11 protein-coding genes and 2 pseudogenes are annotated in these 16,057 nt (G+C 57.2%); 7 read left to right on the top strand and 6 right to left on the bottom strand.

The annotated features are described in order from the left end of the window. Nucleotides 1–232 precede the first annotated feature (232 nt). The 4 genes from CE491_RS31115 (at nucleotide 233) to CE491_RS01270 (ending at nucleotide 4,703) form a co-directional block, all read left to right on the top strand. Nucleotides 233–1,372 (top strand): acyltransferase family protein, encoded by a 1,140-nt coding sequence (locus tag CE491_RS31115; protein WP_110946567.1) that lies wholly within the window; start codon nucleotides 233–235, stop codon nucleotides 1,370–1,372. 147 nt (nucleotides 1,373–1,519) lie between these two features. Next, complete coding sequence (gmd, locus tag CE491_RS01280; RefSeq protein WP_110946566.1) at nucleotides 1,520–2,551, top strand: GDP-mannose 4,6-dehydratase; 1,032 nt, start codon at nucleotides 1,520–1,522, stop codon at nucleotides 2,549–2,551. Next, a complete protein-coding gene (locus CE491_RS01275) occupies nucleotides 2,551–3,447 on the top strand; it encodes a GDP-mannose 4,6-dehydratase (protein WP_110946565.1) in 897 nt (298 codons plus the stop codon). The genes gmd and CE491_RS01275 overlap by 1 nt, the downstream gene beginning before the upstream one ends. A gap of 134 nt (nucleotides 3,448–3,581) precedes the next feature. Continuing rightward, nucleotides 3,582–4,703 (top strand): glycosyltransferase family 4 protein, encoded by a 1,122-nt coding sequence (locus CE491_RS01270; protein WP_110946564.1) that lies wholly within the window; start codon nucleotides 3,582–3,584, stop codon nucleotides 4,701–4,703. Between the two features lie 123 nt (nucleotides 4,704–4,826). On the opposite strand, the gene CE491_RS01265 is transcribed toward CE491_RS01270, so the two are convergent. The 5 genes and pseudogenes from CE491_RS01265 to CE491_RS01245 all read right to left on the bottom strand — a co-directional run bounded on the left by CE491_RS01265 (nucleotide 4,827) and on the right by CE491_RS01245 (nucleotide 9,498). Beyond that, entirely contained in the window at nucleotides 4,827–6,161 is a 1,335-nt protein-coding gene (locus CE491_RS01265; protein WP_110946563.1) for a DEAD/DEAH box helicase, read from the bottom strand. A gap of 61 nt (nucleotides 6,162–6,222) precedes the next feature. Further along, a pseudogene (gene yedA / locus CE491_RS01260) lies at nucleotides 6,223–7,121 on the bottom strand (drug/metabolite exporter YedA). A gap of 151 nt (nucleotides 7,122–7,272) precedes the next feature. Next, nucleotides 7,273–7,887 (bottom strand): 3'-5' exonuclease, encoded by a 615-nt coding sequence (locus CE491_RS01255; RefSeq protein WP_110946562.1) that lies wholly within the window; start codon nucleotides 7,885–7,887, stop codon nucleotides 7,273–7,275. 144 nt (nucleotides 7,888–8,031) lie between these two features. Beyond that, a complete protein-coding gene (locus tag CE491_RS01250) occupies nucleotides 8,032–8,511 on the bottom strand; it encodes a LabA-like NYN domain-containing protein (RefSeq protein WP_110946561.1) in 480 nt (159 codons plus the stop codon). A gap of 177 nt (nucleotides 8,512–8,688) precedes the next feature. Then, nucleotides 8,689–9,498, bottom strand: coding sequence for a DUF2076 domain-containing protein (locus CE491_RS01245; protein WP_110946560.1), 810 nt, complete (start codon nucleotides 9,496–9,498; stop codon nucleotides 8,689–8,691). A 189-nt stretch (nucleotides 9,499–9,687) separates the two neighbouring features. Between CE491_RS01245 and CE491_RS01240 the strand changes: the two genes are divergently transcribed. Both CE491_RS01240 and CE491_RS01235 read left to right on the top strand, forming a co-directional pair. Then, nucleotides 9,688–10,350 carry a YciC family protein gene (locus CE491_RS01240; protein ID WP_110946559.1) on the top strand — a complete coding sequence of 221 codons (663 nt, stop codon included), beginning with the start codon at nucleotides 9,688–9,690 and terminating at the stop codon, nucleotides 10,348–10,350. Between the two features lie 9 nt (nucleotides 10,351–10,359). Next, nucleotides 10,360–11,451: an endonuclease/exonuclease/phosphatase family protein gene (locus CE491_RS01235; RefSeq protein ID WP_110946558.1), complete on the top strand. Its 1,092-nt coding sequence runs from the start codon at nucleotides 10,360–10,362 to the stop codon at nucleotides 11,449–11,451. A gap of 137 nt (nucleotides 11,452–11,588) precedes the next feature. Here the strand turns inward: CE491_RS01235 and hrpB are convergent. Continuing rightward, nucleotides 11,589–13,739 (bottom strand): annotated as a pseudogene (gene hrpB / locus CE491_RS01230) (ATP-dependent helicase HrpB); the annotation flags it as partial. Nucleotides 13,740–13,816: 77 nt separating this feature from the next. Here hrpB and CE491_RS01225 point away from each other — a divergent pair. Beyond that, nucleotides 13,817–16,006 (top strand): hypothetical protein, encoded by a 2,190-nt coding sequence (locus tag CE491_RS01225; RefSeq protein ID WP_110946557.1) that lies wholly within the window; start codon nucleotides 13,817–13,819, stop codon nucleotides 16,004–16,006. Nucleotides 16,007–16,057: the final 51 nt, after the last annotated feature.

Raw genomic sequence — 16,057 nt, 5'->3', positions numbered from 1 at the left:
GCCAAGAGCTACGCAGCCATGGTCACGCTGGCCTGCAGCCTACGTTGTATGCGGCAATACTTTTCGTACAAAACCTAGCAGCACTGAGCCACTCCGCTGACCTGTCGCTTTAAGTGGGCTACTGCCTACGAAACGCCCTTCGGCTAGCGACGAATAATAAATGCTGACCCCGCGCGGGCGGTGGGTCTAGACTGCGCAAAATAAAGTCGCCATTTATATAATAAAGACAGGTATGAGCGCCATGAAGCCCCCCTTTCCGAATCACTTCTCGGTTTATCTTGATCTGATACGGGTTATAGCCGCCGTGGTGGTGTTATCGCATTACCCCATCGCATCTTGGCAGGGTGACATAACCAACCGATTCAATATCGCCTACGATGCCGTCATAGTGTTCTTTGTACTCTCAGGCTACGTGATCACATATGCAACTGCTGAACGAGAATCCAACCCTGTCTCTTTTATATCTAGCAGAGCAGCGAGAATACTTCCAACTGGCATGGCTTCAGTAATACTTTCTTTGCTTCTAATGTTATTGGGAGCGTGGTTACGGCCAGACCTCTACCCAGATGCTTTTCAACTGGATTCAATCCTACTCCATGCCGCAATGTCTTTTATGTTTTTGGGTGAGGTGTGGTGGCTTCATATAACGCCATTCGGAAATGGCCCATACTGGAGTCTCACATTTGAGGTGTGGTGCTATGTCTTCTTTGGAATAATTTATTTCTGCAGAGGCTGGTATAGAACCAGCTCGGTAGTCTTACTCTTGCTGATAGCTGGACCTAAGCTCCTAATTCTACTACCAATTTGGCTCGCTGGCTCAATTTGCTACCATCTTTCTAATAGACGCCTCGCTAGCTCTAATGTAATGACCTTAGCATTCTTCGCTCCTGCGATTACCTATCTTTTAATTCAGCTTAATTCCCCTCGGGATTGGTCATACTATTATATCGGCAGTCAGCTAGAATCATTACGGGGAGAAGGATTGGAAGGCGCCGCAAATTTTGGATGGGGTTATATTCTAACCATTCTTTTTTCTATCCACCTATACGCTGCTTACCATTCACCCCGCTTGCTCTCAACCCTGAATACCGAACGTGTGGCCCACACAATCAATCTCCTTGCCAGCTATACTTTTAGCCTTTACATATTCCATTACCCATTAATAATTTTTTTCCGCGCTATCGCTGGACGATCATCTGACGGCTACGACCTCACTAGTAGAGCGATTGTATATATACTTATGCTTGCCACGGTATGGCTATTAGCGCATGCATTCGAGTTCAGGAAGAGTTTTTATCGGCGTGCATTCACGCGCATGCTGACAAAATTTCGGGGGGTTTTTCGTCTGTCGCAGAGCCCTCAATCGCCCTGAAGCGAGGGACGGTGTGAGGGTACAGCACCGTTACAGGCACATCTGAGCGCTTGGTGCGTCGCCCTCACCGTTGTAACATGCAGCCTGCCAAAGTAATTCACTTAACACGTGCTGAAGCAGCACCAATATGGGGTTCAAGGGATTCGCATGAAAGCAATCGTTACTGGCATCACTGGTCAAGACGGCGCCTACCTAGCTGAATTGCTGCTTACCAAGGGCTACACCGTCTATGGCACCTATCGTCGTACCAGTTCTGTCAATTTCTGGCGGATCGAAGAACTGGGTATCCAAAACAACCCTAACCTGCATCTGGTTGAGTACGACCTGACCGATCTGTCGGCCAGCATTCGTCTGCTACAAACCACTGAAGCAACAGAAGTTTACAATTTGGCAGCACAGAGTTTCGTGGGTGTTTCCTTCGAGCAACCGCTGACCACTGCCGAGATCACCGGTCTGGGCGCAGTGAACCTGCTGGAAGCCATCCGCATCGTTAACCCGAAGGTTCGCTTCTATCAGGCGTCGACCTCCGAGATGTTCGGTAAGGTCCAGGCGATCCCGCAAGTCGAAAGCACGCCGTTCTACCCGCGTAGTCCTTACGGCGTAGCCAAGCTTTATGCGCACTGGATGACCATCAACTATCGCGAGTCCTACGGCATCTTCGCGACCAGTGGCATCCTGTTCAACCACGAATCGCCATTGCGCGGTCGTGAGTTCGTGACGCGCAAGATCACCGACACTGTGGCCAAGATCAAACTGGGTCTGCAGGACAGTCTTGAACTGGGCAACATGGACGCCAAACGTGACTGGGGTTTTGCGAAAGAGTACGTCGAAGGTATGTGGCGCATGCTACAGGCAGACGAGCCTGACACCTTCGTTTTGGCTACCAACCGCACCGAGACCGTTCGTGACTTCGTCACCATGGCATTCAAGGCAGTGGATATCACTATCAACTGGAGCGGGGAAGCTGAAGAAGAGAAAGGTACTTGCGCCGCCACCGGCAAGGTCCTGGTTTCGGTGAATCCGAAGTTCTACCGCCCGACCGAAGTTGATCTGCTGATCGGCAACCCGTTGAAGGCCAAGCAAGTCCTGGGCTGGGAGCCTAAGACCAATCTGGAAGAGCTGTGCCGCATGATGGTCGAAGCCGATCTGCGCCGGAACGAAAAAGGATTTTCCTTCTGATGAGTATTGCCGGTAAGCGTGCGCTGATAACGGGGATTCAAGGTTTCACTGGGCGTTACATGGCCGCCGAGCTTGCAGCCCAAGGCTGCGAGGTCGTTGGTTTGGGCAGTCAGCCATCCAATGAATCCAATTACCATCAGGCCGATCTCACCGATCCGGTGGGCCTGAGCTCGCTACTGGCAAATATTCAGCCCGACATCGTCGTGCATCTCGCGGCCCTCGCATTCGTGGGTCACGGAGCAGCTGATGCGTTCTATCAGGTCAACTTGATCGGTACGCGTAATCTGCTGGAGGCGATCGCGAACTGCGGTAAGACTCCAGAAAGCGTTCTGCTCGCCAGCAGCGCAAACGTGTACGGCAATACGTCAGAGGGACTGTTGAATGAAAGCACGCCTCCTGCGCCCGCCAACGATTATGCCGCCAGTAAGCTTGCCATGGAGTACATGGCAAGTCTGTGGTTCGGTAAACTGCCTATCATCATCGCCCGTCCTTTCAACTACACCGGCGTTGGACAGGCAGACAACTTCCTGCTGCCCAAAATCGTCAAGCACTTTCGCGAGAGGGCGGAGAAGATCGAGTTGGGTAACCTGGATGTCTGGCGAGATTTTAGCGACGTTCGCTCGCTGGTCGCAGCTTATCGCGGCCTGCTGGAAGCGAAGCCCTTTGGTCAATTCGTCAATGTGAGTTCGGGCAAAACCCACTCCCTGCGAGAAGTGATCGACATGTGCCGCGCTATTACCGGACACGATCTGACAGTGGAAGTGAACCCTGCTTTCGTTCGTGCCAACGAAGTGAAAACGCTCTGCGGAGACAATCGCCGGTTGAAGTCGCTGGTCCCAGGATGGGAGACGCCTGACCTGACGGAAACGCTTGGCTGGATGCTAAGCGAAGTCTGATACTGCGCACCCAACCCGAAAGGCCCATAGGCTTTTCGGGTTCTTCCTATATCGTTTACGCCCCAAATCATCGATCAATACGCCAACGCATTTCGCGAGAACAGCGGACGTTATCGTTTCGTCAGAGAACCCTGATGATTAAAGTTCTACATTTCTTCAAAACCTACTTCCCGGAAACACCCGGTGGCGGAATCGAGCAAGTCATCTTTCAATTGGCCCAAGGCAGCGCGGCATACGGCATAGAGCCGCAGGTGCTGTACCTGAGCGCCAACGGCTCGGCGCGTAACCAGACAGTGGGCAACCACATCACGCACCGCTCCCGGCAAGACCTGTACATCGCCTCGACCGGGCTGTCGTTGTCCGGTATTCGGGATTTCAAGCAGCTCGCCGCCCAGGTCGACATCGTGCATTACCACTTTCCGTGGCCGTACATGGATGTGGCGCATTTTGCGACTCGCCAGAAAAAACCGTCGCTGGTGAGCTACCACTCGGACATCGTCAAGCAGAAAACCCTGCTCAAGCCGTACACGCCGCTGATGAACCGGTTCCTCGGCAGCGTCGACCGGATCGTGGCGTCGTCGCCCAACTATGCGGCGAGCAGTGATGTGCTGACGCGCTTCAAAGACAAGGTCGAGATCATTCCTTACGGGCTCGACCGGGCGACCTATCCTGCTCCATCGCCGTCGAAGCTGGCGCACTGGAAACAGCAATTGGGTGAGCGCTTTTTCCTGTTCGTCGGCGCTTTGCGCTACTACAAGGGCCTGGACTTCCTGCTCGAAGCCGCGCACCTGACGAAACTGCCGGTGGTGATCATGGGTGGCGGATATGAGGAGCCCCAATTGAAAGCCAAGGCCAGGGCGCTAGGGCTGAACAACGTGACCTTCCTCGGCGGCCTGGCCGACGAAGACAAGAATGCCCTGCTCACGCTCTGCGAAGCCTTTGTATTCCCGTCGCACCTGCGCTCGGAATCCTTCGGCATTTCGCTGCTGGAAGGTGCCATGTACGGCAAGCCGATGATTTCCTGCGAGATGGGCAGCGGCACGACGTTCATCAATATCGCTGACGAAACCGGTTTGGTCGTGCCGCCGCGCGACTCGAATGCGCTGGCCGCGGCCATGACCAGGCTGTGGAATGATCGGGATCTGGCCAGCCGGATGGGCGTCAAGGCCGCTCAGCGTTATGAAGAAGTGTTCACGGCAGAGAAGATGGTGCGGTCCTATGCGACGCTTTATCAGGACATTTTGAACAAGCGTTGAGTTTCACCTTTAGCAACACGGCTTGCCGGCGGCGCCGGTTCAATCGCCACTACCGGCAAGCCGTACGGCTATAGGAAGCCAGTGATGTCCGAGCACCCGGACATCACGAACGAATCGTTGCCTTCAAGGCTTGCGCTTGCGCGGTCCGGTATTGAACGCGGGGACTTTTCTCACCGGCTTCGCGGCTGGCGCTTCGGCCACGGTTTCGCCGCTGTCGACCCACTTGCCCAGATTGCGCTTTCCACCGCCGCCGGTTTTCTGTTTCTTCGGCTTTTTCGGTTTCTTCAGAATCTGCCCGCTGGCATCGGTGGCTGGTACGCGGTGCTCAGGGATGAAGTCCGGCTCTTCCCTGCGCTGCAGGGTCTGGCGGGTCAGCACCTCGATGGCGCTGAGCAGTTCCACCTCGTCGGCACACACCAACGAAATCGCCTCGCCAGTCTGCCCTGCCCGACCGGTGCGACCGATGCGATGCACGTAATCTTCCGCGACGATCGGCAGATCAAGGTTGACCACGGTCGGCAGGTCGTCGATATCCAGGCCGCGAGCCGCGACGTCGGTCGCCACGAGGATCTGCACCTCTCCGGCCTTGAAACGATCCAGCGCACGCTGGCGAGTGGCCTGAGGCTTGTCGCCGTGGATACCGTCGGCGTTGATGCTCAGGCCCTGCAGACGATCCACGAGCTGATCGACGCCCACACGGGTCTTGGCGAATACCAGGACCTGGCTCCAGCGCTGCTTTTTCAGCAGATGGATGAACAACTCGCTCTTGCGCTTTTTGTCGACCGTCACCACCCACTGCTTCACCGATGACGCCGCGATGTTGCGCGGGCTGACTTCGATACTCAGCGGGTTGTCGAGCATCTGCCCGGCCAGCGCGCGGATCGAGTCAGAGAAAGTCGCGGAGAACAGCAGGGTCTGACGACGCTTCGGCAGCGCAGCATAGATGTCGCGCAGCTCTTCGGAAAAACCCAGATCAAGCATGCGATCCGCTTCGTCGAGAATCAGCGTCTGGACCTGGGAAAATTTCACTGCGTTCTGACGATGCAGGTCGAGCAGACGACCCGGCGTCGCCACCAGCACATCGACGCCACGACGCAGCTTCATCATTTGCGGGTTGATGCTGACGCCGCCGTAGACTGCGTAGGTCGTGAGTGGCAGGTGTTCGGCGTATTGGCGAATCGCCTCATGAACCTGCTCCGCCAGCTCGCGGGTCGGCACCAGCACCAGCGCGCGCACCGAATTGGCGACGACTTTCGGGCCTTCCATGGTCAGACGCTGCAGCAGCGGCAGGGCGAAACCTGCGGTCTTGCCAGTGCCGGTCTGGGCGGCTGCCATCAGGTCGCGACCTTCCAGCACAGGCGGGATCGCCTTGGCCTGAACGGGGGTTGGCGTCTGGTAGCCGAGCGCTTCGAGGGCACGCAGCAGGGGTTCGATCAGGCCGAGAGAGGCGAATGTCATGGGGATACCGTTGGAAAAAAGTCAGCGCATAAGCGTCTGTGGAGAGACGATGGCGCGCAGTTTACCCTTTCTGCAAAGGTTTCTGCTTGCGCCACTGCGGCAGGCCGATCAGCACCACGGCACTGATGATCACCGCCATGGCCGCTGCTTCTGCCTGGCCGATGTGTTCGTCAGCGAAGAGCACGCCCAGCATCACGGCCACTGCCGGGTTGACGTAGGCGTAGCTGGTGGCCGCTGCGGGGCGCACGTTTTTCAGCAAATACATATAAGCGCTGAATGCGACGATGGAGCCGAACACCACCAGATAGGCCATCACCAGCCAGCCGGAGAGGCCCGGCGATTGCGTCATGCGCTCGCCGCTGAATAGCTGCCGACCAGCATCATCGCCCCGGCCACCAGCATTTCGCAGGCGCTGGCCATGGGGCCGGGTGGCAACGGTAGGTAGCGGCTCCAGACTGAGCCGAATGACCAGGCTGCCGCTGCGCAGATCACCAACACCGCGCCCATGGGGCTGGTTTGCAGGTTCGAGCCCAGATTGAGCAGCGCGATGCCGATCAGGCCGAGCACAATCCCAGCCCACTCCAGGCGAGTATTGCGATGCCCCCACATCAGACCGAACAAGAGGGTAAACAGTGGGACCACGGCAACCGCCAGCGCGGCGACGCCAGAGGCGACGCCTGCATGTTCAGCCAGGGTCACCGCACCGTTGCCACAGGCCAGCAGCAGGAAGCCGATCATCCCCGCTGCCTTCCACTGCTGCCAGCTGGGCATTGGCGCCCCGCGAAAACGCATGAACGCAAACAGGATCGCACCGGCAATGAGGAAGCGAACCCCCGCCATCATCAGCGGAGGCCAGGTTTCGATACCGATCCGGATGGCCAGGTAAGTCGACCCCCAAATTACGTAAAGCGCGAAAAAGGCCCCGATGAGCAGCAGGGGAAAGCGGCGAGAAGCAGGCATGAAAGGCTCGACTTTTGTTCTGTGGTCGCCCCTTGGCAGGGTCGGCAACCGGATTTTTTGGAGCGTTATTCTAGGAAAGTCGAGCGCACAGGATTAGTAACAAATGAGGCTTATTCGACCCGTACACTTTTTCGGCGAGGCAGACAGCGCATCAAGTCCCGCGATGTTTGCTGATCGCCTCGGCGATCTTTTTTGCCGGGACCTTCTGCAATGTGCAGAGCAACTGATGAGAAACCCCGGCAATGCCATGGGTATTGCGCAGTTCGTGACTCAGATGCACCGTGAGATTGGCGGCCATTTCGGCGTCCGCCATCGCTCGGTGAGCCTTGCCGGTGTGCGGCAGCCCTGCCCAGGAAGTCAGCGTACCAAGCTTGTGATTCGGTGCGCTGGGCATCAGCCGTCGCGCCAGCAGCATTGAACAGGCAAAGCTCTGCTGACGATTGCGTTTGACGCGCGACAACTCGTAATCCCAGAACTTCTGGTCGAAAGATGCGTTGTGCGCCACCAGCGGCGTCAGGCCGACGAACTCTGCTACCTCGTTCATCACGCGCTCGGCGGGTGGCGCGGTGCGCAGCATGCTGTTGCTGATGCCGGTGAGCGACTCGATGAACGACGGAATGCGCACACCTGCGTTCATCAGGCTCTGATAGCGCTCGACGATGACGCCCTGCTCCATGATCACCACGGCGATTTCGGTAGCGCGGCAGCCGCTACCGGGGGATATGCCGGTGGTTTCGAAGTCGATGACGGCGATGCGTTCGTGCATGGAAAAACCTTTGACGATGAAAATTTTCTGTGGGAATGGGCTTGCTCACAAGGGGCCAGTACATCCACAGCAGATGTTGGTTCTGGAGATCAGCCTTCGTGAGCAAGCTCACGCCCACAGAGGTTGCACTGACTCGCAAGGCTCTCAGTTTTTGAGCAACAACCCACCCTCGATCGGCACATACCGGCTCGCCGCGCGGATCAGCGAATTGGCTGTAAGCCCGGGAACGCCATAGGCCACGGCCTCGACGGCATGCTTGCTGATGATGCGTTCGAGCAGCAGATCGAAATCGCCATCCCCCGACGCCAGTACGACTTCGTCGACATGGGGCGCGACGTCCATGATGTCGATGGTGATGCCCACGTCCCAGTCGCCCTTGGCCGAGCCGTCGCTGCGCTGAATGTAGGGTTTGAGTTTGACGGTGAAACCGAAGTTGCGCAGGATCTGCTGGAATTGCTGCTGCTTGCTGTCACCACGGTCGATGGCATAGGCATAAGCCTCGACGATCTGCCCACGCCGACTGATGTCCGCCCACAGCGCGGCATAGTTGAAGTGACAACCGTGTGCCTGACGCACGGTGTAATACAGATTCTGTACGTCGGCGAACACCGCAATTCTTCTCACCAAGATTCCTCGATGCGCTGACAAGCGACGATGGTCCGAAAACCGGACCGGCGCTCAGTATGCCAGTTTGGGGAGGGGATTGAAGAGACGCGTTGGATTTGTGCAAATGGCGCGTACACAACTGTGGGAGCGAGCTTGCTCGCTCCCACAGGCTTGATACTGGCAAGACGTTACGTATCAGACATAAGAATCGTCATCATCGCCGCCAAACGTGCCGCTGTCGTCGCTGCCAAAATCGGTATCGGCGAAGCCGCCAGCGTCGTTGCCCCAACCATCATTGCTGGTCACGCGCTGCTGATCGTCACCCCAGCCGCTGTTGCTACCGAAATCGCTGTCGCTGGCAGGCTGCGACGGCTGACCCGGTTGTTGCTCGATGATCTCGACGATTTCCTGAGGCTGGCTGTTGTGGTGAAACAGGCTGCTGATGCCTTCGGCCAGCATCACGCCACCGGCGACACCGGCCGCGGTTTTCAGGGCGCCACCCAGGAAGCCACTGCCAATCGGAGCTGCGGGCGCCTGCTGCTGCGGCGAGGCATAGTTGCCTTGCTGCGGCGCGTTGTAAGGCGGCGGACTGGAAGGCCCATTGTCACGCCAGCCGCCGGCGGAAGGTTGCGGGCTGGCAGGGCGAGAAAAGGACGATGCTGGCTGTTGCGCCTGTGGCTCGCGCGAACCGCCGCCGAAGATGCTCGACAGGAACCCACCGCTGCTTTGCGGCGCAGCGGGCTGCGCCTGAGCCCTGGCGCGCTGAAGTTCGGCCTGCAATTGTTGAATCTGCTCGTCGCGCTGGCGACTCTGGGCCTCCAGCTGTTTGACCGCGACTTCCTGAACCAAAATCGCCTGCGCCATGTAATAAGGCGCGGCGGGCTGACGGGTCAGGTGCTCCTTGATCAGCGCCTCGGCCTGGGCGTCTCGTGGGGCCGAATCGGTTTGCGCTTGCTTGAGTTTGCCAAACAAGCCGTCGATCAGGGTTTGTTCTTCGCTGTTCATGGCGACCTCGTTAGATTGCCGTAGGAATTCTGTGGCTGACCAGTGTCAGACACAAACAGTAATGGGGCGTTTCAAGGACGTTTCAATAGAGTGTAGAAAAAGTTAAGAACCTCCTCATCGTCCATCTGATTTGGTCCGCCCAGCGGCTCTACGTTAAAGTGTCCGCCTGCTTTAGCCTGTGACCCTTTCATGAATCCGCTGACGATCATCCAAGACTCCCTTTACTTCTTCCGGCGTAATTTCGCCAACATTGTCGTGCTGTGCCTGCCGTTGGTGATCCTCGAAGCCCTGACCAAGCAGTTGTTGGCCACCGCATCGGGGCCGGATGGCTCGGCGAGCTGGCAGCTGCTGATCGGCCTGTTGTTCTACCCGCTCTACACCGGTGCGCTGATTCTGTTCCTGAGCGCCAAGACCCGCGGCGAGGCACCCGCCAAGCGCGATCTGCTGGCCGCAGCCTTGCGCATGTGGCCAACCTTCGCCGTGCTGACGGCCCTGAGCACCTTGCTGATCATGGCCGGGTTGTCGCTGTTCATCGTTCCCGGCGTGTGGGTGATGATCAAACTGGTGTTCTCCGAGTACCTGCTAGTGCTGCGCGGTCTGGGGCCGCTGGATGCAATGCGCGAGAGTTTCCATATGACCCGCGGGCATATGGTGCGGATTCTGGCTTGCGTGCTGTTCGTTTACATCCCACTCTCGGTGCTCGAGGCGCTCAGCTACTACGTGCTGCCCGATCAGCAGAACCCGCTGTTGTCGCTGATGGTGGACAGTGTCTCCAGTTTTCTGCAGCTGTTCATCAGCGTGGTGATGTTCCGTCTGTTCATGCTGATCGACGAGCCCGCGCGACCGGCCTGAGGAGTGCCGATGCAACGTTCACTGCGCTACATCGTCGCTCTCGGGTTGCTGCTTGCCTTGGCGGCGGGGCTGATTTACGACATCACCTGGCACCCGGCCAGACATGAACGGATGCCGATCAACTGCAACGCCAAGGACGCCGCGCCACCCCTTCTGGTGCCCGGTCAGGCGCTCAAAGTCATGACCTGGAACATCCAGTATCTGGCGGGCAAGCGCTACGTCTTCTGGTACGACATGGCCGACGGCAGCGGCCCGGACGAGCGCCCCACCCCTGAAGACATCGCCTATAACCTGGACGAAGTGGCGCGGGTGATTCGCGATGAGCAGCCGGACATCGTGCTGTTGCAGGAGGTGGACGACGGCGCAAAGAACACCGACTACACCAATCAACTGGCGCTGCTGCAGGAGCGGGTGACTGATCTGTATCCCTGCAGCACCGAAGCGTTTTACTGGAAATCGGATTTTGTCCCCAATCGGCACATCTATGGCAGCGTCGGCACCAAGCTGGCGACGTTGAGTCGCTATCGACTGGACAACGCCGAACGCCTGCAACTGCCCTCCCCCGACGGCAATCTGATCGGCCGCCAATTCGAGCCAAAACGAGCGTTGCTGGTGAGTTACTTGCCGCTGCGCGGCGGCGGACACCTGGCGGTGGTGAACACACATCTGGGGGATTTTCGTCCCCGCGACGATACCTTGCAGCGTCAGGTGGCTACGACGACACGACTGCTCGACGCCTTCGAGCAAGGCGGAACGCCGTGGATCAGCGGCGGAGATTTCAATCTGCTGCCTCAGGGGCAATATGAGCGCTTGCCTGCCGAACAACGTGAGCAATACGCCCCAGAAAGCGAACTGCACACGCTGTGGGAAAAATACCCGATGATCCCCAGCAACGACGACGTCAATGGTGAGGATCGTCGCAAGTGGTACACCCGCTTCCCCAACGACCCACGGGTAAACGGGCCGGATCGCACGCTGGATTATCTGTTCTACAGCCCAAGGTTGAAGCGGGTCGATGCGCAGGTGCGACGGGCCGATACGCTGTTGATTTCCGATCATTTGCCGGTAATCGCGCGGTTTTTGTTGCCAAGTGCGCCTTGACGCGGCGGCAAGGGGTCAATCCTGTAGTAGCGTGCTTGCTCTGCGCCGAAACCGACGATTGGGGTCCATCAGACGACAATGATGTAGCCGCCGGATCAATATCGCGGGCAAGCGCGCCCCTACAGACGAACACATCGCTATTTACGAGGTTTCACCCGCGCCGTCGGCTCTGCAATCAGCGGATCATCCGGCCAGTAGTGTTTCGGGTAGCGCCCCTTGAGATCCTTCTTCACCTCTGCATAGGTGCTGCGCCAGAAATTGGCCAGATCCTGCGTCACCTGCACCGGCCGGCGCGCAGGAGACAACAGGTGTAGCTTGACGATCTGCCGCCCGCCCGCGATACGCGGGGTGTCGGACAAGCCGAACAGCTCCTGCAGGCGAACCGCCAGAATCGGCGGGTGTTCGCTGTAATCCAGACGCACCGAAGACCCCGACGGCACGCTCAAGTGATGAGGTGCCTGTTCATCCAGCCGTTGCGGCAGCGGCCAGGGCAGCAGGTTGTGCAGGATCGAGGACAGGTCCAGATTGCTGAAATGACTCAGCCGCGTGACCTTGCCCAGATACGGCAGCAACCAATGTTCAAGGCTGGCGAGCAAGGCGTCATTGCTGACATCCGGCCATTCGCTGCTGTCCTGCTTTTGTAGATCCAGCTGACGCAACAGCCCGACCCGCGCCTGCCACTGCCGCAACTCCGGCGTCCAGGGCAGCAGCTCCAGCCCTTTGCGCCGCACCAGCGTCAGCAACGCCTGACTGCGAGCAGAGTCATCCAGGCCGGAGAGCGGCTCACGACTAATGATCAGCTCGCCCGCCTTGCGCTGACGTTCGGCGCGAAACACGCCCTCGCGCTCGTCCCAGTCCAGTTGATCGAACCGCGTGACCTGGTCGGCAAGGACCGAATCGAACAGCGCCGGATCGAGTTCGGCTGCCAGATAAATACGTTCCTCGCGCTGGCCCTGACGACTGCCAAGATCGGCGATGACCAGCCACGACTCTTTCATCAGCGCATCGGGTTCAGCGAACAACGCCGCGCGACCGTTGGCCAGCCGGTATTCCGCGCCGCCGGCCTTGCGCCGTTGGGCGACGCGATCGGGGTATGCCAGGGCCAGCAAGGCACCAAGCCAGCGTGGATGGTCGGGATCGGCCACCGGCTGCTTTGCCGCGCCTTTCAGATAACTTCGGTATTGTCGGGCCAGCTGTTTGGCCCGCTGTACCCCGCCCTGGGCGCCACGGGCTGCGCGTTCGGTGCCTGCCAGTAACGTCAGACGGCTGTGCAGATCCGCGCCCGCGCCGCGCAAAATGTCGCGTTCGCCCAGCAATGCCGCGACGTCACAGGCCAGGGCGCCAAGTCCCAACTCCTGACCGCGCAACAGCAAATGGGCGATACGCGGGTGGGCTGGCACTTCTGCCATCGCCTGCCCGTGGGGTGTGAGCTTACAGGCTTCGCCCGGCTTGCGGCTCAGCGCACCGAGTCGAGCGAGCAGATCCTGCGCCTGTGCGTAGACCGCGGCGGGTGGTGCGTCCAGCCAGACAAGTTGCGCAGGCTCAACGCCCCACCGCGCCAGCTGCAACGCCAGCCCCGCGAGGTCGGCCTGCAGGATTTCTGCCGTGCCATGGGCCGCAAGCTGGTCATGCTGCGCTTCGGACCACAGGCGATAACACACACCCGGCTCAAGGCGCCCTGCCCGACCGGCACGCTGTGTGGCGCTGGCGCGGGAGATGCGCTGGGTGTCGAGCCGCGTCATGCCACTGCCCGGATCGAAACGCGGCACCCGCGCCAACCCGGCGTCGATCACCACGCGTACGCCATCGATGGTCAGGCTGGTCTCGGCGATGTTGGTCGCCAGCACCACCTTGCGCTTGCCCGCGGGGGCCGGTTCGATGGCCGCGCGCTGAGCACTCAAATCCAGCTCGCCATGCAGCGGACACAGCATCACGTCACTGCGCTCGCCCAAGGCATCAGCCAACTGTTGGTTGACCCGACGAATCTCTGCCTGCCCCGGCAGAAACACCAGCAGGCTTCCGCTTTCGTTGCCCAAGGCATCGAGCACCGTCTGCACCACGCGCGGTTCGATGAACTCGCCCGGCTGAAACGGTCGCCCCCACTGCATCTTTACCGGAAACATGCGCCCTTCGCTGCTGACCACGGGCGCCTCGTCGAGCAGACTAGACAGCCGCTCGCCCTCCAGCGTCGCCGACATCAGCAGGATCTTCAGCGGCTGCTCGTCGCGAAACAGTGCGCGACCATTGAGGCTCAACGCCAGCGCCAGATCGGCATCCAGACTACGCTCGATGAGATTGCCACTTGCATTATCTTGTCAGGCATGTCAAAACTACCGCTATCAAAGGTATTCGAGAGCTATAAGCGATGGAAAACGGTTTGACAATTATCAAGACGACGCAGTATTTGTCCTGCTACCCCATCACGGCCCTTCCACCTGATGTGCATGACCTAATGCAACGATCCTTTGAGGTTTTGAAAGGCTCACGCGTTGCTAAAGCGCAGAATCTCATTCAACTCTTTGACGTGTACTGCCACGTAACCGCTACTCCAATCAGCTACCTGCTCCTTTCCAGCCCAGAATTTAAGAAGGTCATCCACGGTTTTCTCGGTGCTTTCGATGACACATCGCTCTTGCGTGCGGAGTTGCCAACCAGAAGGGAATACCAACGAAGCATCGTTAAGCTGGTTCTCCAAATGCGCCGAGAGATTCCCTTGCTGCCGGAACTCACTAGCGCCGATTCGAAGCCGGGGCTCTATGGCCACATTTGGAATGCAATGAAACCGGATCTAAATCCTGTAGCCCTCCGCTACTGGAATGGATGGGGGATCCAAGGGCGCAATGGAAATAACTCTTACCTTCCCATTGCCCATGTGTGGAACTCGCATGGATACAAATTTGCCGAGCTCATTTACGACCTTTACAGCAACAACGCAGCTAAGAAACTGAATCCAAGCCATGCGCATCTAAACAGCTTTCTGTATTACCTATCAGCGAATAACGAACGATGGCCGGTTTCGGCTTTTGAAGATCCGCTGGAAGTTAATCGGCTGTTCATTGCATTTATGATTCAGGACTTCCTGCAAGCTGTGAAGAACAAGGTCGATATAAATGTCAAAACGCGAGCATACTCGCAATTCATCTACTCAATCGACGAAGCTTTTCTACAGCCCGGTGTCTGGGCGCGGCCTTTTTCTGGCGCGCTGCCTAGACCAATTGCGAAGACTGGCCCAGGTGCCAATACCAATACAAGAGTAAGATCAGATGGAACCGTTGTAAAGGTCAAGTTGATTACTGAAGTACCGCTAAATATGACCGATAGCGAAGCTATTGAGGTATTATTTAAAAAAATCCGTGAGGATAATGAGTTAGTTCTGAAGTGGGCACGATATCGTCTAAGTTTAGCTAAAGAAAGTCATGAAGCCTGCCTAGAAATGGCAAAGCACGGGACATTAATCAGAGACGGTAGACGCTCGGCGACAACAATTAAGCAGATTGAGCCAGAAAACATTTGCTGCACATATGTACAAAGAGGAATCACATACCTAAAGCTAAAAAAAAAGGATATTTTCGGTGACGCCTCCAAAGTTAAAGCCTTCAATCTTTTAGGCATTCCCACTATGGACACTGTATTTGCGCTGCAAATGCTACTCACGCATGCACATCCTACTATCACAGATTCATTCCTTTGCTCCTATGAACTTTTCAATAAAAAAGGTCAACTGACTGGCTTTAATAAGACTGAGTCAGGAGCATATCAACTGATTGGATACAAAGACCGAGCAGGAGGCCCGAGCAGTGAAAGGAAAGTCCTTCTGTCAGATGAAGAAGCTGAATGGGTTCAACTGATGATCTCCATGACTGACATTTTACGAAAGGAACTCAAAGGAGCAGGTAACGATCAGTGGCGTTATTTGTTTTTGCACACAGGTGGTGCGATCTCCACCCCATCCAGGCCAGGATCGATGAGGCTGAACAATACAAGAATCAAATTCTACCAACGAATGGTGGAAGAATTCATGCTGCTGGGTAATCGCGGCGAGAGCGCGACTCAGCGCTTCATCACTCAGCTTTCAGTTACGGCATTCAGGGCTTCTGCAGGAGTAGAAGTTTTTCTGCGCGACTATGATGTAGAAGAAATGGCAAGAGTACTAGGCCATAAGCGATATACCCACGCATTGCTGAGCAGATACCTCCCAGAGCCCATTCTGGCATTTTTTCAAACTCGGTGGATCCGGCTCTTCCAGCGCGGAATCATCTGCTGTGCAATGAAGGGCAGTCCGCGCCTGCTAGAAGCTACCCGCTTCACAGACATGAATGAACTTCATGATTTCCTGACAAACCACGCGCTTCGAGAGATTCCCGAGCATCTGCAAAACCCAGACTATCTCAAGTCTGCAGCGCATCAAACGTCCACCAATCGATTGAAATCCGACGACGAAGCTCAAGTTCTCGTCTCGATAGATACGGGCGTACTGACGGCACTGCTGTCCCTCAGTGCTGCGGTAACAAACGCAATTAATACATCTAGGGAAAATCTGAAAAAGACTTCCTGATTTGGCAGAATCCCCGGACACCAATCGCCGAGCTTTTCGATGATGAAGCAA

This window comes from Pseudomonas bohemica (assembly GCF_002934685.1).
GTDB lineage: Bacteria > Pseudomonadota > Gammaproteobacteria > Pseudomonadales > Pseudomonadaceae > Aquipseudomonas > Aquipseudomonas bohemica.
This window is presented reverse-complemented; position numbering and strand designations above follow the sequence as displayed.